Genomic DNA, 18,587 nt, shown 5'->3' on the forward strand with positions numbered 1-18,587 from the left:
GACTGTAGCAAAAAATGCGGATGAATTGATCGATAGTTGTGATTAGTCCTGCGAAACATCATCCCACGTATCAGGTGCGAGTTGCTGGCCGATGTCCGGGTAGCGCAGCGGATCAAACATCGGGCGTATGCCGAGTTTACGCTGGCGCAGATAATCACTGGCAATGGTATGCACTACCGGAGAGAGCAGCAAAATAGCGGTCAGATTAGTGATCGCCATACACGCCATAATAATATCAGCCAGTTGCCACATCATGGGGAGGCTAAGTAGCGTGCCACCAATCACGGTGGCAAAGATGCAGATACGCAGACACCAGATCGCTTTAGTGTTGTTCATACGTAAAAAGAAAAGGTTATTTTCCGCATAAATGTAATTGGCGACGATAGAGCTGAAGGCAAACAGAATCACCACTATTGTGACAAACTCTGCCCCCCAGGAACCCATTAGTGCTCGCATCGCTTTCTGGAGAAGCTGAATACCCTCCAGCGGCATATAGGTTGTACCGTTTCCGGCCAGCAATATTAGCATGGCGCTTGCCGTGCAGATGACCAGGGTGTCGATAAAAATGCCGATCATCTGAACAATACCTTGTGCTGCTGGATGCGGCGGCCAGGATGCTGCCGCCGCCGCTGCATTTGGTGTCGACCCCATTCCCGCCTCATTAGAAAACATACTGCGCTGAAAGCCGTTCGTAACTGCCTGGCTCAGGGTGTAACCCGCGGTGCCGCCTGCCGCTTCCTGCCAGCCAAAGGCGCTGTCAAAAATAGACCAAATGATGTGAGGAAGTTGCTCGATATTCATCGCACAAATAATCAGACTGGCGAGTACCCAAATTAATGCCATTACAGGGACAAACCATTGCATCAGTCGGGCGACACCATAAATACCGTGGGTTATCGCCAACAGGGCAAAGACAGCGAGTATGATGCCGGTTACTAATGGTGGGACATCAAACGCAAAATGCATCGCGCGGGCGACGGCGTTTGCCTGAACACCGCTGAAAATCAATCCGTAGGCGATGAGCAAAAAGATAGCGAATAGCACGCCCATCCAGCGCATCCCCAATCCACGCGCCATATACCATGCCGGACCACCGCGAAACTGCCCATTAGCGTCACGTTCTTTATAAAGTTGGGCAAGGGAACATTCGGCAAAAGAGGTCGCCATGCCGATAAACGCGGCAATCCACATCCAGAAGATGGCACCGGGTCCACCGGCAGTAATGGCCAGCGCAACACCGGCGAGGTTACCGCTGCCGACGCGCGCGGCAAGACTGGTACACAGTGACTGAAAAGACGTTAAGCCCCCCGGTTGTGGATGAACGCTATTTTTGAGACTTTTGCCAAACTGGCGAATGTAGCGAAACTGAACGAATCTGGTGCGAAAAGTGAACCAGCAACCTGCGCCGAAGAGCAGGTAGATCATCACTGATCCCCATAGAACACTGTTAATAAAAGAGAAAAAGTCAGGCATTCGTATCCCTCTTGTCGCCGGCACGCGGTTACATTCCTGTGTAAACGTTACCAATTGATTAAGAATTATATACGATGTGCATTGGTAGATAACGCTTGTGTAGCATACTTGAGTTTTTGCTTAAAAATGGCGAGCGATATCAACGCAGTGTCAGAAAACCTAAACAGTCTCGCCTGGCGATAACCCTCTCGTCTGCGGTTGCGCTGTCGTTGCGTCGTGATATCATCAGGGCAGACCGGTTACATCCCCCTAACAAGCTGTTTAAAGAGAAATACTATCATGACGGACAAATTGACCTCCCTTCGTCAGTACACCACTGTAGTGGCCGACACTGGGGACATCGCGGCAATGAAGCTGTATCAACCGCAGGATGCCACAACCAACCCTTCTCTCATTCTTAACGCAGCGCAGATTCCGGAATACCGCAAGTTGATTGATGATGCTGTCGCATGGGCGAAACAGCAGAGCAACGATCGCGCACAGCAAATCGTGGACGCGACTGACAAACTGGCAGTAAACATTGGTCTGGAAATCCTGAAACTGGTTCCTGGCCGTATCTCAACTGAAGTTGATGCACGTCTTTCCTATGACACCGAAGCGTCAATTGCAAAAGCAAAACGTCTGATCAAGCTCTACAACGATGCGGGTATCAGCAACGATCGTATTCTGATCAAACTGGCGTCTACCTGGCAGGGTATCCGTGCTGCTGAACAGCTAGAAAAAGAAGGTATCAACTGTAACCTGACTCTGCTGTTTTCCTTCGCCCAGGCGCGTGCTTGTGCAGAAGCTGGCGTATTCCTGATCTCTCCGTTTGTTGGCCGTATTCTTGACTGGTACAAAGCCAATACCGACAAGAAAGAGTACGCTCCGGCAGAAGATCCTGGCGTGGTTTCTGTATCGGAAATCTACCAGTACTACAAAGAGCATGGTTATGAAACCGTGGTTATGGGCGCAAGCTTCCGTAACATCGGTGAAATTCTGGAACTGGCAGGTTGCGACCGCCTGACCATTGCTCCGGCACTGCTGAAAGAACTGGCAGAGAGCGAAGGGGCTATTGAACGTAAACTGTCCTACACTGGCGAAGTGAAAGCGCGTCCGGCACGTATCACTGAGTCCGAGTTCCTGTGGCAGCACAACCAGGATCCAATGGCTGTAGATAAACTGGCGGAAGGTATCCGTAAGTTTGCTGTTGACCAGGAAAAACTGGAAAAAATGATCGGCGCTCTGCTGTAATCATTCTTAGCGTGGCCGGGAAGTCGGTCACGCTACCTCTTCTGAAGCCTGTCTGTCACTCCCTTCGCAGTGTATCATTCTGTTTAACGAGACTGTTTAAACGGAAAAATCTTGATGAATACTTTACGTATCGGCTTAGTTTCCATTTCTGATCGCGCGTCCAGCGGCGTTTATCAGGATAAAGGCATTCCTGCACTGGAAGAGTGGCTGGCATCGGCGCTGACGACGCCATTTGAGCTGGAAACCCGTTTAATCCCTGATGAGCAGGCGATCATTGAGCAAACCTTGTGTGAGCTGGTGGACGAAATGAGTTGCCATCTGGTGCTGACAACCGGCGGTACTGGCCCCGCGCGCCGTGACGTGACACCCGATGCAACGTTGGCAGTAGCCGATCGCGAGATGCCGGGTTTTGGCGAACAGATGCGCCAGATTAGCCTGCATTTTGTACCAACCGCGATCCTTTCGCGGCAGGTGGGCGTGATTCGTAAACAGGCATTGATTCTTAATTTGCCCGGTCAGCCGAAGTCCATCAAAGAGACGCTGGAAGGCGTGAAGGATGGCGAGGGCAATGTCGTGGTGCACGGTATTTTTGCCAGTGTGCCGTACTGCATTCAGTTGCTGGAAGGACCATACGTTGAAACGGCACCTGAAGTGGTAGCGGCATTCAGACCGAAGAGTGCAAGACGTGAAGTTAGCGAATAAAAAAATCCCCCCAGGCGGGGGGATCAGACTGATGACAAACGCAAAACTGCCTGATGCGCTACGCTTATCAGGCTTACGATCTTCCTGCAATATATTGAATTTGCATGATTATGTAGGCCGGATAAGGCGTTCACGCCGCATCCGGCATGAATAAAGCGCACGCTGATATCCCCCGTGCGGGGGATATCAAGCAATTAGTGGGATTCACCAATTGGCAGAACGGTGCGACCAAACTGCTCGTTCAGCACTTCACCCATTGCCAGGTAGATCGCGCTGGCACCGCAGATCAGACCTATCCAGCCTGCGAAGTGGATGATCGCAGCGTTACCGGCAATGTTACCGATAGCCAGTAGGGCAAACAGCACGGTCAGGCTGAAGAAAACGAATTGCAGAACGCGTGCACCTTTCAGCGTGCCGAAGAACATAAACAGCGTAAACACGCCCCACAGCCCCAGATAAACACCGAGGAACTGCGCATTCGGCGCGTCGGTCAGACCCAGTTTCGGCATCAGCAGAATCGCAACCAGCGTCAGCCAAAAAGAGCCGTAAGAAGTGAAGGCAGTTAAGCCGAAAGTGTTGCCTTTTTTATACTCCAGCAGACCGGCAAAAATTTGCGCGATACCGCCGTAGAAGATGCCCATGGCGAGAATAATACCGTCCAGAGCGAAATAACCCACGTTGTGCAGGTTAAGCAGAATGGTGGTCATGCCGAAGCCCATCAGGCCCAGCGGTGCCGGGTTAGCCAACTTAGTGTTGCCCATAATTCCTCAAAAATCATCATCGAATGAATGGTGAAATAATTTCCCTGAATAACTGTAGTGTTTTCGGGGCGCGGCATAATAATCAGCCAGTGGGGCAGTGTCTATGATCTTTTGATGGGAAAATGAAAATTTTCCCCGGTATCAGGTATCACACTTGAGTGGTGTTAACTATTCGCCGCAGGAAGGCGATTTGTAGTAGTGCCGGGATCGTGACGCGAAGGACGCTACCGCTGACGGCTTTAACCCCATTTAATGCGGCGCCACAGGCCTCCCTGACTCGCTTTAAAAGTCGCTTAACTGTAAATCGCCATGATCGGCGGTGAGTTGTATGTGTTTTACAACGCGGCAAACGGGGCATTGCAGTGCGGGATCGTTAGTTTCATTACGCGTCATGGCAATGACGTCGAGGATTTTATGGTCGTTAGCCTGCGCGGCACAGCACAACATAAGGCCAATAGCCAGGCTGACAGAAATCGTAAAAACAGATTTCATAAGGATTCTCCTTGTGGGGAGCACTAGGAGGACAAATAGCGACTGGTTTGTTGGCAGAGAAAACATGACGCATGAACGTAATATGTTATTTTTATTACAATTTTTTGGTGATAATTTTGTGTTGAATTCATCCTTTATAGGAATTAAATTCCAGTCCGTTTCTCGTCTTCTTCCGCCATATCGCGAAATTTCTGCGCAAAAGCACAAAAAATTTTTGCATCTCCCCCTTGATGACGTGGGTTACGACCCCATTTAGTAGTCAACCGCAGTGAGTGAGTCTGCAAAAAAATGAAATTGGGCAGTTGAAACCAGACGTTTCGCCCCTATTACAGACTCACAACCACATGATGACCGAATATATAGTGGAGACGTTTAGATGGGTAAAATAATTGGTATCGACCTGGGTACTACCAACTCTTGTGTAGCGATTATGGATGGCACCACTCCTCGTGTGCTGGAGAACGCCGAAGGCGATCGCACCACGCCTTCTATCATTGCCTATACCCAGGATGGTGAAACTCTGGTTGGTCAGCCGGCTAAACGTCAGGCAGTGACGAACCCGCAAAACACCCTGTTTGCGATTAAACGCCTGATTGGCCGCCGCTTCCAGGACGAAGAAGTACAGCGTGATGTTTCTATCATGCCGTTCAAAATTATTGCTGCTGATAACGGCGACGCATGGGTCGAAGTTAAAGGCCAGAAAATGGCACCGCCGCAGATTTCTGCCGAAGTGCTGAAAAAAATGAAGAAAACTGCAGAAGATTACCTGGGTGAACCGGTAACTGAAGCAGTTATCACCGTACCGGCATACTTTAACGATGCTCAGCGTCAGGCAACGAAAGACGCAGGCCGTATCGCTGGTCTGGAAGTAAAACGTATCATCAACGAACCGACCGCCGCTGCACTGGCTTACGGTCTGGACAAAGGTACAGGCAACCGTACTATCGCTGTTTATGACCTTGGTGGTGGTACTTTCGATATTTCCATTATCGAAATCGACGAAGTTGACGGTGAAAAAACCTTCGAAGTTCTGGCAACCAACGGTGATACCCACCTGGGTGGTGAAGACTTCGACAGCCGCCTGATCAACTACCTGGTTGAAGAATTCAAGAAAGATCAGGGCATTGACCTGCGTAACGATCCGCTGGCAATGCAGCGTCTGAAAGAAGCGGCAGAAAAAGCGAAAATCGAGCTGTCTTCTGCTCAGCAGACCGACGTTAACCTGCCGTACATCACTGCAGACGCGACCGGTCCGAAACACATGAACATCAAAGTGACTCGTGCAAAACTGGAAAGCCTGGTAGAAGACCTGGTGAACCGTTCCATCGAGCCGCTGAAAGTTGCTCTGCAGGACGCTGGCCTGTCCGTATCTGATATCGACGATGTTATCCTCGTTGGTGGTCAGACTCGTATGCCAATGGTTCAGAAGAAAGTTGCTGAATTCTTTGGTAAAGAGCCGCGTAAAGACGTTAACCCGGACGAAGCTGTGGCAATCGGTGCTGCCGTTCAGGGTGGTGTACTGACTGGCGACGTGAAAGACGTACTGCTGCTGGACGTTACCCCGCTGTCTCTGGGTATCGAAACCATGGGCGGTGTGATGACGACGCTGATCGCGAAAAACACCACTATCCCGACCAAGCACAGCCAGGTGTTCTCTACCGCTGAAGACAACCAGTCTGCAGTAACCATCCACGTGCTGCAGGGTGAACGTAAACGTGCGGCTGATAACAAATCTCTGGGTCAGTTCAACCTGGATGGTATCAACCCGGCACCGCGCGGTATGCCGCAGATCGAAGTTACCTTCGATATCGATGCTGACGGTATCCTGCACGTTTCTGCGAAAGACAAAAACAGCGGTAAAGAGCAGAAGATCACCATTAAGGCTTCTTCTGGTCTGAACGAAGATGAAATCCAGAAAATGGTACGCGACGCTGAAGCTAACGCCGAAGCAGACCGTAAGTTTGAAGAGCTGGTACAGACTCGCAACCAGGGCGACCATCTGCTGCACAGCACCCGTAAGCAGGTTGAAGAAGCAGGCGACAAACTGCCGGCTGACGACAAAACTGCCATCGAGTCTGCGCTGACTGCGCTGGAAACTGCTCTGAAAGGTGAAGACAAAGCCGCTATCGAAGCGAAAATGCAGGAACTGGCACAGGTTTCCCAGAAACTGATGGAAATCGCCCAGCAGCAACATGCCCAGCAGCAGACTGCCGGTGCTGATGCTTCTGCAAACAACGCGAAAGATGACGATGTTGTCGACGCTGAATTCGAAGAAGTCAAAGACAAAAAATAATCGCCCTATAAACGGGTAATTATACTGACACGGGCGAAGGGGATTTTCCTCTCCGCCCGTGCATTCATCTAGGGGCAAATTAAAAAAGATGGCTAAGCAAGATTATTACGAGATTTTAGGCGTTTCCAAAACTGCGGAAGAGCGTGAAATCAAAAAGGCCTATAAACGCCTGGCCATGAAATATCACCCGGACCGTAACCAGGGTGACAAAGAGGCCGAGGCGAAATTTAAAGAGATCAAGGAAGCTTATGAAGTTCTGACCGATTCGCAAAAACGCGCGGCATACGATCAGTATGGTCATGCGGCGTTTGAGCAAGGCGGCATGGGCGGCGGCGGTTTTGGCGGCGGCGCAGACTTCAGCGATATTTTTGGTGACGTTTTTGGCGATATTTTTGGCGGCGGACGTGGTCGTCAACGTGCGGCGCGTGGTGCTGATTTACGCTATAACATGGAGCTCACCCTCGAAGAAGCTGTACGTGGCGTGACCAAAGAGATCCGCATTCCGACTCTGGAAGAGTGTGACGTTTGCCACGGTAGCGGTGCAAAACCGGGTACGCAACCGCAGACCTGTCCGACCTGTCATGGTTCTGGTCAAGTGCAGATGCGCCAGGGGTTCTTTGCCGTACAGCAGACCTGTCCACACTGTCAGGGCCGAGGTACGCTGATCAAAGATCCGTGCAACAAATGTCATGGTCATGGTCGTGTTGAGCGTAGCAAAACGCTGTCCGTTAAAATCCCGGCAGGGGTGGACACTGGAGACCGCATCCGTCTTGCGGGCGAAGGTGAAGCGGGCGAGCACGGCGCACCAGCAGGCGATCTGTACGTCCAGGTTCAGGTTAAACAGCACCCGATTTTCGAACGTGAAGGTAACAACCTGTATTGCGAAGTGCCGATCAACTTCGCGATGGCCGCACTTGGTGGTGAAATCGAAGTGCCGACCCTCGATGGTCGCGTCAAACTGAAAGTGCCTGGAGAAACCCAGACCGGTAAGCTGTTCCGCATGCGTGGTAAAGGCGTGAAGTCTGTCCGCGGCGGTGCGCAGGGGGATTTACTGTGCCGCGTCGTGGTCGAAACACCGGTAGGTCTGAACGAGAAGCAGAAACAACTGCTGCAAGATCTGCAAGAAAGCTTCGGTGGCCCAACCGGCGAGCACAACAGCCCGCGTTCGAAGAGTTTCTTCGACGGCGTGAAGAAGTTTTTTGACGACCTGACTCGCTAATTTCCTGAAAAGCCCACCCGTGGGCAGGCTTGGGTAAAAACAAGGGTGCGTTGAAGATATGCGAGCACCTGTAAAGTGGCGGGGATCACTCCCCGCCGTTGCTCTTACTCGGATGTCGGGTAGCAGCGATCCATTGCTGTCTCGCCGCCCCCTAAGAACGGTACGTGCGAGTTTCCCCGCATACCGCTCAAGCCTTTATAAGCCTCCACCTTGTGGGAGACCAGCGTCATTACTATGTAGTTGTCGATGGCAGTTGGGATGGAGTAGGACTAAATTGCTCACATCATCGCTACCACCAAGAGATTTCTTGAGCAAATGATGAACATTCCATCCTGTATCACGATTAATCGGTTGCTCACATAAAGGGCAGCGCGATCCTTGCCTTTTCCATATAGCGAGAATCCTTTTCTGCCCCTGATGGGATTTCTTCCATGAGTAGTCCAGCCTTCTTTCGAAGTATGTGTCCCACTCGGGATCATATGGATTTGCCGCTCCCTTTATTTTTATATAGCGATTAATATGGATGTCGCTGGCCCGGGACAGAACATATTTCCTACCCTCCGGATCGACTCCATAAAATCGACCATGACACATTTTTATTGTCGTGTGGTACTTACGGAAGATCCATCTCCGGCCTTTGCCGGGATGTCTCCTTCTGCACCACTGCCAGATTTTGCGCCAGATTTGGTTGTCGACATAGTTAAATGTCTCGGCCGATGCTACATGTTGGTGATAGTTTGCCCACCCGGTGATGATTGGATTAAGCAGACTTATTAGCACCCATGCAGGAACCGTTCGGTTACCTTCAATAGTCTCTCTGATCTTGCTAAGAAATTGTTTAACGTTTTTCTTGGCTGGTCTGATTATGAGTTTTCTACCGAAGCGTCGGACGTGCTGCCCAAGAAAATCAAATCCGTCCGTAATGTGAGTGATGACCGTTTTCTCTTCGGATAAAGTCAGCCCTCTTTCTGCAAGAAATGATTTCACCAACGGAAGAACATTCTCTTCCAGAAGTTCCTTCGACTTTCCGGAAATGATGAAATCATCAGCATACCGGACGAAGTGAACTTGATGTTTCCTGAATGTTTTTGACCGTTTCGAACCAAAGCGATTTTGCAGCAGTCTTTCCAGTCCATCCAGGGCCATGTTTGCCAGAACTGGAGATATGATTCCTCCCTGGGGTGTACCCGAGAGAGTTTTGCTGAATATGCCTTTTTCGATGATCCCAGCTTTCAACCAATCACGGAGTATTTGCTTGTCCATAGGAATATTTTCAAGCAGCCACCCGTGGCTAATGTGTTCAAAGCATCCTTTAATATCGCCTTCCAGAACCCATTTCGAGGCGTTCCGGGAACTATACATATTACATACCTGTTGAATGGCGTCAGCCGTACATCGCGCTGGTCTGAAACCATAACTGTTGTGATCTGCATTAGTTTCCGATACAGGCTCTAATCCCAGCAGGTACAGGGCTTGCATTGCCCTGTCAAGCATGACGGGAATTCCTAACGGTCTTTTCTTGCCATTAGATTTGGGTATAAAAACTCTTTTTAGCGGTAGGGGCTTGTACCCTTTTCGCCTGAGTTTAAATATCGCTTCCCATTTTGATTCTGGAGTACTCCAGATTTGGCCATCCACTCCGGGGGTTTTACGCCCGCTATTTTCCGTAACTCGTTTCACCGCCAGTGCTCTGGCGCTGAATGAGCGAACCAGCAGTCGTTGCAGTCTACCAACTGTACGCCATTGCTGGTTACATGCCGCCTTTGCGATTCTTGTCTGTATGGTTTTAACGTGTTGATGGCATTTCTTCCAGTTAATGGAATGCCAACCTTTTCCGTTGATGACCGCAGTTACATTGTTAGATGTAATTTTCATACATGTCATCCAAAGAAACCTTCGCAGATGTTTCGCAATTAAAGACCAGATGGAAGTCAGCACGGTTTCCCGTTAAGGCAAATGTTGAACCTCTATCCGCACGATTACAGTCCGGCTTTCGCTTTTTCCATCCTCCTTTACCCGCATTCTCATCAGTTTGCCTTACAGTGCACCTGCCACTAGGGCGAGAATTCGGGCTTACCAAGTTCCGGCCAACATACAAAGAGTGGGTTAGGTTCTGTCTATCCGCCGGGGGAGTTGTTGTCCATGTATTCCCATTACGAACAGGAATAGCCTTACCCCTTACCTTTTGGTGCAAGCCTGTCAGCATCTTTGGCTTGTTTCACGTCACGACGTTTAACGACAGTTCACTGTGTTAACCATACCACCCAGCCTAGCGCTTTCGCCGCATGATGCTTGCAGCGATCAGATCTTCTCACGATTTACTGAAGCAATATTTGCTAAGCTACATTGTCCCGAGGGCTTCAGACAGAGCCGTTACCAGCCTTGCCTGCCTCAGTAGGCTACAACTAATGGAATAGTTGGTTTTGTATAAGTGATTTATCAAAACAATATGTTGGACGACTTCTTGTCGCACTCGTAAGCCGTGAAAACAGCAACCTCCGTCTGGCCAGTTCGGATGTGAACCTCACAGAGGTCTTTTCTCGTTACCAGCGCCGCCACTACGGCGGTGATACAGATGACGATCAGGGCGACAATCATCGCCTTATGCTGCTTCATTGCTCTCTTCTCCTTGACCTTACGGTCAGTAAGAGGCACTCTACATGTGTTCAGCATATAGGGGGCCTCGGGTTGATGGTAAAATATCACTCGGGGCTTTTCTCTATCTGCCATCCAGCTAATGCCTGAGACAGACAGCCTCAAGCACCCGCCGCTATTATACTATTCACTTTAATCCATTTGATTATATCAACCCCAATCCTGAAGACGCCTCGCATTTTTATGGCGTAATTTTTTAAGGATTCAATTAGTTAACGTTGATTTGTCCCTTTATTGCAATTATTGAGGACAAGTTGGATATATTTGAAATATCGCCCTAACAAACAGCTCTGGCTTACCACAAATTAATTATTACTTTTCCGAATAAATCCTTCAGAAATCGTGACCTTAAGCTATGATTATTGAGTTTTGAGGTCATCAGCCACCGCTTTCGGGCGTCAAAAAATCTTCCTCCGCTGGTGACGCAACCTCCTTTATAGATCGTAAAAAGCGAGCTATTCCTACATTATAATCTGATTTTAACGATGATTCTTGCGGGGTAAAATAGTAAAAACGATCTATTCACCTGAAAGAGAAATAAAAAGTGAAACATCTGCATCGATTCTTTAGTAGTGATGCCTCGGGAGGCATTATTCTCATTATTGCCGCTGTTCTGGCGATGATTATGGCCAACAGCGGCGCAACCAGTGGATGGTATCACGACTTTCTTGAAACGCCGGTTCAGCTTCGGGTTGGTTCACTTGAGATCAACAAAAACATGCTGTTATGGATAAATGACGCACTGATGGCGATATTTTTCCTGTTAGTTGGTCTGGAAGTTAAACGCGAACTGATGCAAGGATCGCTGGCCAGCCTGCGGCAGGCTGCGTTTCCGGTCATTGCCGCTATCGGCGGGATGATTGTCCCGGCATTGCTCTATCTGGCTTTTAACTATGCTGATCCTATCACTCGTGAAGGGTGGGCGATCCCGGCGGCTACTGACATTGCCTTTGCGCTTGGTGTACTGGCGTTATTGGGAAGCCGTGTGCCGTTAGCGCTGAAGATCTTTTTGATGGCGCTGGCTATTATCGATGATCTTGGTGCCATCATTATCATCGCCTTGTTTTACACCAATGACTTGTCGATGGCTTCTCTTGGCGTTGCTGCAGTGGCGATTGCTGTACTCGCTGTGTTGAACATGTGTGGCGTGCGCCGTACAGGGGTTTATATTCTGGTTGGTGTGGTGCTGTGGACGGCCGTGCTGAAATCAGGCGTCCATGCAACGCTGGCTGGGGTTATTGTTGGCTTCTTTATTCCGTTAAAAGAGAAACATGGGCGTTCTCCGGCGAAGCGCCTGGAGCATGTATTGCATCCGTGGGTGGCTTATCTGATCTTGCCGCTATTTGCTTTTGCCAATGCTGGTGTTTCTCTGCAAGGCGTGACGCTGGATGGCCTGACCTCCATTCTGCCATTAGGGATCATCGCCGGTTTGCTGATTGGCAAGCCGCTGGGTATTAGTCTGTTCTGCTGGCTGGCGCTGCGTTTGAAGCTGGCACATCTGCCAGAGGGAACGACTTATCAGCAAATTATGGCTGTTGGGATCCTGTGCGGTATCGGTTTTACTATGTCTATTTTTATCGCCAGCCTGGCCTTTGGTAGCGTAGATCCAGAACTGATTAACTGGGCGAAATTAGGCATTCTGGTCGGTTCAATCTCTTCGGCGGTAATTGGATATAGCTGGCTACGCATTCGTCTACGTCCATCTGTTTGATCGGGCGATGTACCGGGGAGCCATAAATGGCTCCCTTTTCATTGTTATCAGGGAGAGAAATGAGCATGTCTCATATCAATTACAACCACTTGTATTACTTCTGGCATGTCTACAAAGAAGGTTCTGTGGTTGGCGCAGCGGAGGCGCTTTATTTAACACCACAAACGATTACCGGGCAGATCAGGGCGCTGGAAGAGCGTCTGCAAGGGAAACTATTTAAGCGCAAAGGACGTGGCCTGGAACCCAGTGAACTGGGAGAACTGGTTTATCGCTATGCCGATAAAATGTTCACGTTAAGCCAGGAAATGCTGGATATCGTCAACTATCGCAAAGAGTCTAACTTATTGTTTGATGTTGGCGTTGCAGATGCACTTTCGAAACGCCTGGTCAGCAGTGTTCTGGATGCCGCAGTTGTAGAAGACGAGCAGATCCATCTACGCTGCTTTGAATCGACGCACGAGATGCTGTTGGAGCAACTGAGTCAGCATAAGTTGGATATGATCATCTCTGACTGTCCGATCGACTCCACCCAGCAGGAGGGACTATTTTCCATAAAAATTGGCGAGTGTGGTGTCAGTTTCTGGTGCACTAACCCGCTGCCAGAAAAACCGTTTCCAGCCTGTCTGGAGCAACGCCGCTTACTTATACCGGGGCGGCGCTCAATGTTGGGACGCAAGCTATTAAACTGGTTTAACTCCCAGGGATTGAATGTTGAAATTCTGGGGGAGTTTGATGATGCGGCGTTGATGAAAGCCTTTGGTGCGACGCACAATGCTATTTTTGTTGCACCTTCACTTTACGCCAATGATTTTTATACCGATAACTCGGTTGTGGAGATTGGTCGCGTTGAGAACGTCATGGAAGAGTACCATGCGATTTTTGCCGAAAGGATGATCCAGCACCCTGCGGTACAGCGTATTTGCAATACAGATTACTCTGCGCTGTTTACTTCAGCCGCGAAATAGCCATTCGTACTTTGCAGGCTACAGTGTTGGCCTGCTTTTGCTCGTTGGCATAAAAAAACCCGCTTGCGCGGGTTTTTTTACAAAGCTGACAACAAAAGGCGATTAAGCCAGTTTGTTGATCTGTGCAGCCAGGTTAGCCTTATGACGTGCAGCTTTGTTTTTGTGGATCAGACCTTTAGCAGCCTGACGGTCCACGATCGGTTGCATTTCGTTAAATGCTTTCAGTGCAGCAGCTTTGTCGCCAGCTTCGATAGCTGCGTATACTTTCTTGATGAAAGTACGCATCATAGAGCGACGGCTTGCGTTGTGCTTACGAGCCTTTTCAGACTGAATGGCGCGCTTCTTAGCTGATTTGATATTAGCCAAGGTCCAACTCCCAAATGTGTTCTATATGGACAATTCAAAGGCCGAGGAATATGCCCTTTTAGCCTTCTTTTGTCAATGGATTTGTGCAAATAAGCGCCGTTAATATGGCAGCGCTCGTTGCGTAGTGATGGCGCAGGATTCTACCAGCTTGCAGGGTGTGAATACAGCTTTTCCGCGAGAAAAATTGCAGCAGGCCGTTAGTTTCTTACCGTGATTTGCGCCATGGCAATGAAAAGCCACTTCTTTCTAATTTCAGTACTCAATCGCCGGTTAACCTTGACCGCTGTACAAGGTATACTCGGACGATTTTCACTGTTTTGAGCCAGACATGAAGCTGATACGCGGCATACAGAATCTCAGCCAGGCCCCGCAAGAAGGGTGTGTGCTGACTATTGGTAATTTCGACGGCGTGCATCGCGGTCATCGCGCGCTGTTGCAGGGCTTGCAGGAAGAAGGGCGCAGGCGCAACTTACCGGTGATGGTGATGATTTTTGAGCCTCAACCACTGGAACTGTTTGCCACCGACAAAGCCCCGGCACGCCTGACCCGGCTGCGGGAAAAACTGCGTTATCTTGCCGAGTGTGGCGTAGATTACGTGCTGTGCGTGCGTTTTGACAGGCGCTTTGCGGCGCTGACGGCGCAAAATTTTATCAGCGAACTACTGGTGAAGCAGTTGCGGGTAAAATTTCTTGCTGTGGGTGATGATTTCCGCTTTGGCGCTGGTCGTGAAGGCGATTTCTTGTTATTACAGAAAGCTGGCGCAGAATACGGCTTCGACATCACCAGTACGCAAACTTTCTGTGAAGGTGGCGTGCGTATCAGTAGTACTGCCGTGCGTCAGGCCCTGGCGGATGACAACCTGGCTCTGGCCGAAAGTTTACTGGGGCACCCGTTTGCCATCTCCGGGCGTGTTGTTCACGGTGATGAGTTAGGGCGCACTATTGGTTTCCCGACGGCGAATGTACCGCTGCGTCGTCAGGTTTCCCCGGTGAAAGGGGTTTATGCGGTGGAAGTGCTGGGCCTCGGTGAAAAACCGTTGCCTGGCGTCGCGAACATCGGCACGCGCCCAACGGTAGCAGGCATTCGCCAGCAACTGGAAGTGCATGTTCTGGATGTTGCAATGGACCTTTACGGTCACCATATACAAGTAGTGCTGCGTAAAAAAATACGCAGTGAGCAGCGATTTGCGTCGCTGGACGAACTGAAAGCGCAGATTGCGCGTGATGAATTAACCGCCCGCGAATTTTTTGGGCTAACAAAACCGGCTTAAGCCTGTTATGTAATCAAACCGAAATACGGAACCGAGAATCTGATGAGTGACTATAAATCAACCCTGAATTTGCCGGAAACAGGGTTCCCGATGCGTGGCGACCTCGCCAAGCGCGAACCGGGAATGCTGGCGCGTTGGACTGATGATGATCTGTACGGCATCATCCGTGCGGCTAAAAAAGGCAAAAAAACCTTCATTCTGCATGATGGCCCTCCTTATGCGAATGGCAGCATTCATATTGGTCACTCGGTTAACAAGATTCTGAAAGACATAATCATCAAGTCCAAAGGGCTTTCTGGATATGACTCGCCGTATGTGCCTGGTTGGGACTGTCACGGTCTGCCGATCGAGCTGAAAGTAGAGCAAGAGTTCGGTAAGCCGGGTGAGAAATTCACCGCAGCCGAGTTTCGCGCCAAGTGTCGCGAATATGCAGCGACCCAGGTTGATGGTCAGCGCAAAGACTTTATCCGTCTGGGGGTGCTGGGCGACTGGTCACATCCGTACCTGACTATGGACTTCAAAACCGAAGCCAACATCATCCGTGCGCTGGGCAAAATTATCGGCAACGGCCATCTGCACAAAGGTGCTAAACCGGTGCACTGGTGCGTAGACTGTCGTTCCGCGCTGGCGGAAGCGGAAGTTGAGTATTACGACAAAACCTCCCCGTCCATCGACGTCGCGTTCCACGCCGCCGATCAGGATGCGCTGAAAGCGAAATTTGGCGTTTCTGACGTTAATGGCCCGATCTCTCTGGTTATCTGGACCACAACGCCGTGGACCCTGCCTGCGAACCGCGCAATCTCTATTGCACCGGATTTCGACTATGCGCTGGTGCAGATCGACGGTCAGGCCGTGATCCTTGCGAAAGATTTGGTTGAAAGTGTGATGCAGCGTATCGGCGTTACCGAATACACCATCCTCGGCACGGTGAAAGGTGCGGAGCTGGAACTGCTGCGCTTTACCCATCCGTTTATGGGCTTCGATGTTCCGGCAATTCTTGGCGATCACGTCACGCTGGATGCCGGTACTGGTGCTGTTCACACCGCGCCTGGCCACGGCCCTGACGACTATGTTATCGGTCAGAAATACGGTCTGGAAACCGCTAACCCGGTTGGCCCGGACGGTACTTATCTGCCGGGAACTTACCCGACGTTAGACGGTGTGAACGTCTTCAAAGCGAACGATATTGTCGTTGCACTGTTGCAGGAAAAAGGCGCGCTGCTGCATGTTGAGAAGCTGCAGCACAGCTATCCGTGCTGCTGGCGTCACAAAACCCCAATCATCTTCCGTGCGACGCCACAGTGGTTCGTCAGCATGGATCAGAAAGGTCTGCGTGCGCAGTCACTGAAAGAGATCAAAGGCGTGCAGTGGATCCCGGACTGGGGCCAGGCGCGTATTGAGTCGATGGTCGCTAACCGTCCTGACTGGTGTATCTCCCGTCAGCGTACCTGGGGTGTACCGATGTCACTGTTCGTGCACAAAGACACTGAAGAGCTGCATCCGCGTACCCTTGAACTGATGGAAGAAGTGGCAAAACGCGTTGAAGTTGACGGCATCCAGGCGTGGTGGGATCTCGATGCAAAAGAGATCCTCGGTGACGACGCTGACCAGTACGTGAAAGTGCCGGATACGCTGGACGTATGGTTTGACTCCGGATCTACGCACTCTTCCGTTGTTGACGTGCGTCCGGAATTTGCCGGTCACGCTGCGGACATGTATCTGGAAGGTTCTGACCAACACCGTGGTTGGTTCATGTCTTCCCTGATGATCTCCACTGCGATGAAAGGCAAAGCGCCATATCGTCAGGTACTGACTCACGGCTTTACCGTGGATGGTCAGGGTCGCAAGATGTCTAAATCCATCGGCAACACCGTTTCGCCGCAGGATGTGATGAACAAGCTTGGCGCGGATATTCTGCGTCTGTGGGTGGCATCAACTGACTACACCGGCGAAATGGCCGTTTCTGACGAGATCCTGAAACGTGCTGCTGACAGCTATCGTCGTATCCGTAACACCGCACGCTTCCTGCTGGCAAACCTCAATGGTTTCGATCCGGCAAAAGATATGGTGAAACCGGAAGAGATGGTGGTACTGGACAGATGGGCCGTGGGTTGTGCGAAAGCGGCTCAGGAAGACATCATCAAGGCTTACGAAGCATACGATTTCCACGAAGTGGTACAGCGTCTGATGCGCTTCTGCTCCGTTGAGATGGGCTCTTTCTACCTCGACATCATCAAAGACCGTCAGTACACCGCCAAAGCAGATAGCGTGGCGCGTCGTAGCTGCCAGACTGCGCTGTATCACATCGCAGAAGCGCTGGTTCGCTGGATGGCACCGATCCTCTCCTTCACCGCGGATGAAGTGTGGGGTTACCTGCCGGGCGAACGTGAAAAATACGTCTTTACCGGTGAGTGGTACGAAGGTCTGTTTGGTCTGGCTGACAGCGAAGCGATGAACGATGCGTTCTGGGACGAGTTGCTGCAAGTGCGTGGCGAAGTGAACAAAGTCATTGAGCAAGCGCGTGCTGACAAGAAAGTGGGTGGCTCGCTGGAAGCGGCAGTAACCTTGTACGCAGAACCGGAACTGGCAGCAAAACTGAACGCGTTGGGCGATGAATTACGATTTGTCCTGTTGACCTCCGGCGCTACCGTTGCAGACTATAACAACGCACCTGCTGATGCTCAGCAGAGCGAAGTACTCAAAGGGCTGAAAGTCGCGTTGAGTAAAGCCGAAGGTGAGAAGTGCCCACGCTGCTGGCACTACACCCAGGATGTCGGCAAGGTGGCGGAGCATGCAGAAATCTGCGGCCGCTGTGTCAGCAACGTCGCCGGTGACGGTGAAAAACGTAAGTTTGCCTGATGAGTCAATCGATCTGTTCAACAGGGCTACGCTGGCTGTGGCTGGTAGTAGTCGTGCTGATTATCGATCTGGGCAGCAAATACCTTATCCTCCAGAATTTTGCTCTGGGGGATACGGTTCCGCTGTTCCCGTCGCTTAATCTGCATTATGCGCGTAACTATGGCGCGGCGTTTAGTTTCCTTGCCGATAGCGGCGGCTGGCAGCGTTGGTTCTTTGCCGGTATTGCAATTGGTATTAGCGTGATCCTGACGGTGATGATGTATCGCTCGAAGGCCACGCAGAAACTGAACAACATTGCTTACGCGCTGATTATTGGCGGTGCGCTGGGCAACCTGTTCGACCGCCTGTGGCACGGCTTTGTGGTCGATATGATCGACTTCTACGTTGGCGACTGGCACTTCGCCACCTTCAACCTCGCTGATACTGCCATCTGTGTCGGTGCGGCACTGATTGTGCTGGAAGGTTTTTTGCCTTCGAAAGCGAAAAAACAATAATAAACCCTGCCGGATGCGATGCTGACGCATCTTATCCGGCCTACAGATTGCTGCGAAATCGTAGGCCGCATCCGGCAAACATCCTCAAAATACA

The 18,587-nt window shown here is 50.6% G+C and carries 14 protein-coding genes and 3 pseudogenes; 10 read left to right on the forward strand and 7 right to left on the reverse strand.

Features of this window, described 5'->3' with window-relative positions:
* Nucleotides 1-42 precede the first annotated feature (42 nt).
* The gene (locus C7B16_RS02065) at nt 43-1,473 is read right to left on the reverse strand and encodes an alanine/glycine:cation symporter family protein (protein ID WP_016249591.1); all 1,431 of its coding nucleotides are present in this window, start codon (nt 1,471-1,473) and stop codon (nt 43-45) included.
* A 279-nt stretch (nt 1,474-1,752) separates the two neighbouring features.
* Between C7B16_RS02065 and tal the strand changes: the two genes are divergently transcribed.
* Both tal and mog read left to right on the forward strand, forming a co-directional pair.
* Entirely contained in the window at nt 1,753-2,706 is a 954-nt protein-coding gene (tal, locus tag C7B16_RS02070) for a transaldolase (RefSeq protein ID WP_000130186.1), read from the forward strand.
* Nucleotides 2,707-2,820: 114 nt separating this feature from the next.
* The gene (gene mog, locus C7B16_RS02075) at nt 2,821-3,408 is read left to right on the forward strand and encodes a molybdopterin adenylyltransferase (protein WP_001517716.1); all 588 of its coding nucleotides are present in this window, start codon (nt 2,821-2,823) and stop codon (nt 3,406-3,408) included.
* A gap of 194 nt (nt 3,409-3,602) precedes the next feature.
* On the opposite strand, the gene satP is transcribed toward mog, so the two are convergent.
* The 3 genes and pseudogenes from satP to C7B16_RS02085 form a co-directional block, all read right to left on the reverse strand.
* Nucleotides 3,603-4,169 carry an acetate uptake transporter gene (gene satP / locus C7B16_RS02080; RefSeq protein ID WP_000528538.1) on the reverse strand — a complete coding sequence of 189 codons (567 nt, stop codon included), beginning with the start codon at nt 4,167-4,169 and terminating at the stop codon, nt 3,603-3,605.
* 148 nt (nt 4,170-4,317) lie between these two features.
* Nucleotides 4,318-4,431: pseudogene (locus tag C7B16_RS25175) on the reverse strand (hypothetical protein); the annotation flags it as partial.
* A 29-nt stretch (nt 4,432-4,460) separates the two neighbouring features.
* Nucleotides 4,461-4,661 (reverse strand): annotated as a pseudogene (locus tag C7B16_RS02085) (DUF2541 family protein); the annotation flags it as partial.
* 376 nt (nt 4,662-5,037) lie between these two features.
* On the opposite strand from C7B16_RS02085, the gene dnaK reads away from it, so the two are divergent.
* Both dnaK and dnaJ read left to right on the forward strand, forming a co-directional pair.
* Nucleotides 5,038-6,954 carry a molecular chaperone DnaK gene (gene dnaK, locus C7B16_RS02090; protein WP_000516135.1) on the forward strand — a complete coding sequence of 639 codons (1,917 nt, stop codon included), beginning with the start codon at nt 5,038-5,040 and terminating at the stop codon, nt 6,952-6,954.
* Between the two features lie 88 nt (nt 6,955-7,042).
* Entirely contained in the window at nt 7,043-8,173 is a 1,131-nt protein-coding gene (gene dnaJ, locus C7B16_RS02095) for a molecular chaperone DnaJ (RefSeq protein ID WP_001118463.1), read from the forward strand.
* 195 nt (nt 8,174-8,368) lie between these two features.
* Here dnaJ and ltrA read toward each other — a convergent pair whose 3' ends face one another.
* A complete protein-coding gene (gene ltrA / locus C7B16_RS02100; protein ID WP_219906381.1) occupies nt 8,369-10,057 on the reverse strand; it encodes a group II intron reverse transcriptase/maturase in 1,689 nt (562 codons plus the stop codon).
* Nucleotides 10,058-10,612: 555 nt separating this feature from the next.
* Entirely contained in the window at nt 10,613-10,789 is a 177-nt protein-coding gene (locus C7B16_RS02110; RefSeq protein ID WP_206602323.1) for a type I toxin-antitoxin system Hok family toxin, read from the reverse strand.
* A gap of 583 nt (nt 10,790-11,372) precedes the next feature.
* Here C7B16_RS02110 and nhaA point away from each other — a divergent pair.
* Both nhaA and nhaR read left to right on the forward strand, forming a co-directional pair.
* Nucleotides 11,373-12,539 (forward strand): Na+/H+ antiporter NhaA, encoded by a 1,167-nt coding sequence (gene nhaA / locus C7B16_RS02120; RefSeq protein WP_000681378.1) that lies wholly within the window; start codon nt 11,373-11,375, stop codon nt 12,537-12,539.
* Between the two features lie 59 nt (nt 12,540-12,598).
* On the forward strand, nt 12,599-13,504 hold the full coding sequence (gene nhaR, locus C7B16_RS02125) for a transcriptional activator NhaR (RefSeq protein ID WP_000062876.1): 906 nt from the start codon (nt 12,599-12,601) through the stop codon (nt 13,502-13,504).
* Between the two features lie 102 nt (nt 13,505-13,606).
* Here nhaR and rpsT read toward each other — a convergent pair whose 3' ends face one another.
* Nucleotides 13,607-13,870 carry a 30S ribosomal protein S20 gene (gene rpsT / locus C7B16_RS02130; protein WP_001274018.1) on the reverse strand — a complete coding sequence of 88 codons (264 nt, stop codon included), beginning with the start codon at nt 13,868-13,870 and terminating at the stop codon, nt 13,607-13,609.
* Nucleotides 13,871-13,972: 102 nt separating this feature from the next.
* Here rpsT and C7B16_RS02135 point away from each other — a divergent pair.
* The 4 genes and pseudogenes from C7B16_RS02135 to lspA all read left to right on the forward strand — a co-directional run bounded on the left by C7B16_RS02135 (nt 13,973) and on the right by lspA (nt 18,493).
* Nucleotides 13,973-14,191 (forward strand): annotated as a pseudogene (locus C7B16_RS02135) (DUF2575 domain-containing protein).
* A 7-nt stretch (nt 14,192-14,198) separates the two neighbouring features.
* Nucleotides 14,199-15,140: a bifunctional riboflavin kinase/FAD synthetase gene (gene ribF, locus C7B16_RS02140; RefSeq protein WP_107179306.1), complete on the forward strand. Its 942-nt coding sequence runs from the start codon at nt 14,199-14,201 to the stop codon at nt 15,138-15,140.
* A 42-nt stretch (nt 15,141-15,182) separates the two neighbouring features.
* Nucleotides 15,183-17,999 carry an isoleucine--tRNA ligase gene (gene ileS / locus C7B16_RS02145; RefSeq protein WP_001286811.1) on the forward strand — a complete coding sequence of 939 codons (2,817 nt, stop codon included), beginning with the start codon at nt 15,183-15,185 and terminating at the stop codon, nt 17,997-17,999.
* Nucleotides 17,999-18,493 carry a signal peptidase II gene (lspA, locus tag C7B16_RS02150; RefSeq protein WP_000083379.1) on the forward strand — a complete coding sequence of 165 codons (495 nt, stop codon included), beginning with the start codon at nt 17,999-18,001 and terminating at the stop codon, nt 18,491-18,493. Before ileS ends, lspA begins: the two co-directional genes overlap by 1 nt.
* Nucleotides 18,494-18,587 lie beyond the last annotated feature (94 nt).

Origin of the sequence: Escherichia sp. 20412-1 (assembly GCF_003027595.1) — a bacterium.
In the GTDB taxonomy this organism is placed as follows: domain Bacteria; phylum Pseudomonadota; class Gammaproteobacteria; order Enterobacterales; family Enterobacteriaceae; genus Escherichia; species Escherichia marmotae.

What these genes read in the sequence shown, in the direction of transcription:
- C7B16_RS02065 (WP_016249591.1), bottom strand. Translation starts at nt 1,473, where the DNA reads ATGCCTGACTTTTTCTCTTTTATTAACAGTGTTCTATGGGGATCAGTG.
- tal (WP_000130186.1), top strand. Translation starts at nt 1,753, where the DNA reads ATGACGGACAAATTGACCTCCCTTCGTCAGTACACCACTGTAGTGGCC.
- mog (WP_001517716.1), top strand. Translation starts at nt 2,821, where the DNA reads ATGAATACTTTACGTATCGGCTTAGTTTCCATTTCTGATCGCGCGTCC.
- satP (WP_000528538.1), bottom strand. Translation starts at nt 4,169, where the DNA reads ATGGGCAACACTAAGTTGGCTAACCCGGCACCGCTGGGCCTGATGGGC.
- dnaK (WP_000516135.1), top strand. Translation starts at nt 5,038, where the DNA reads ATGGGTAAAATAATTGGTATCGACCTGGGTACTACCAACTCTTGTGTA.
- dnaJ (WP_001118463.1), top strand. Translation starts at nt 7,043, where the DNA reads ATGGCTAAGCAAGATTATTACGAGATTTTAGGCGTTTCCAAAACTGCG.
- ltrA (WP_219906381.1), bottom strand. Translation starts at nt 10,057, where the DNA reads ATGACATGTATGAAAATTACATCTAACAATGTAACTGCGGTCATCAAC.
- C7B16_RS02110 (WP_206602323.1), bottom strand. Translation starts at nt 10,789, where the DNA reads ATGAAGCAGCATAAGGCGATGATTGTCGCCCTGATCGTCATCTGTATC.
- nhaR (WP_000062876.1), top strand. Translation starts at nt 12,599, where the DNA reads ATGAGCATGTCTCATATCAATTACAACCACTTGTATTACTTCTGGCAT.
- ribF (WP_107179306.1), top strand. Translation starts at nt 14,199, where the DNA reads ATGAAGCTGATACGCGGCATACAGAATCTCAGCCAGGCCCCGCAAGAA.
- ileS (WP_001286811.1), top strand. Translation starts at nt 15,183, where the DNA reads ATGAGTGACTATAAATCAACCCTGAATTTGCCGGAAACAGGGTTCCCG.
- lspA (WP_000083379.1), top strand. Translation starts at nt 17,999, where the DNA reads ATGAGTCAATCGATCTGTTCAACAGGGCTACGCTGGCTGTGGCTGGTA.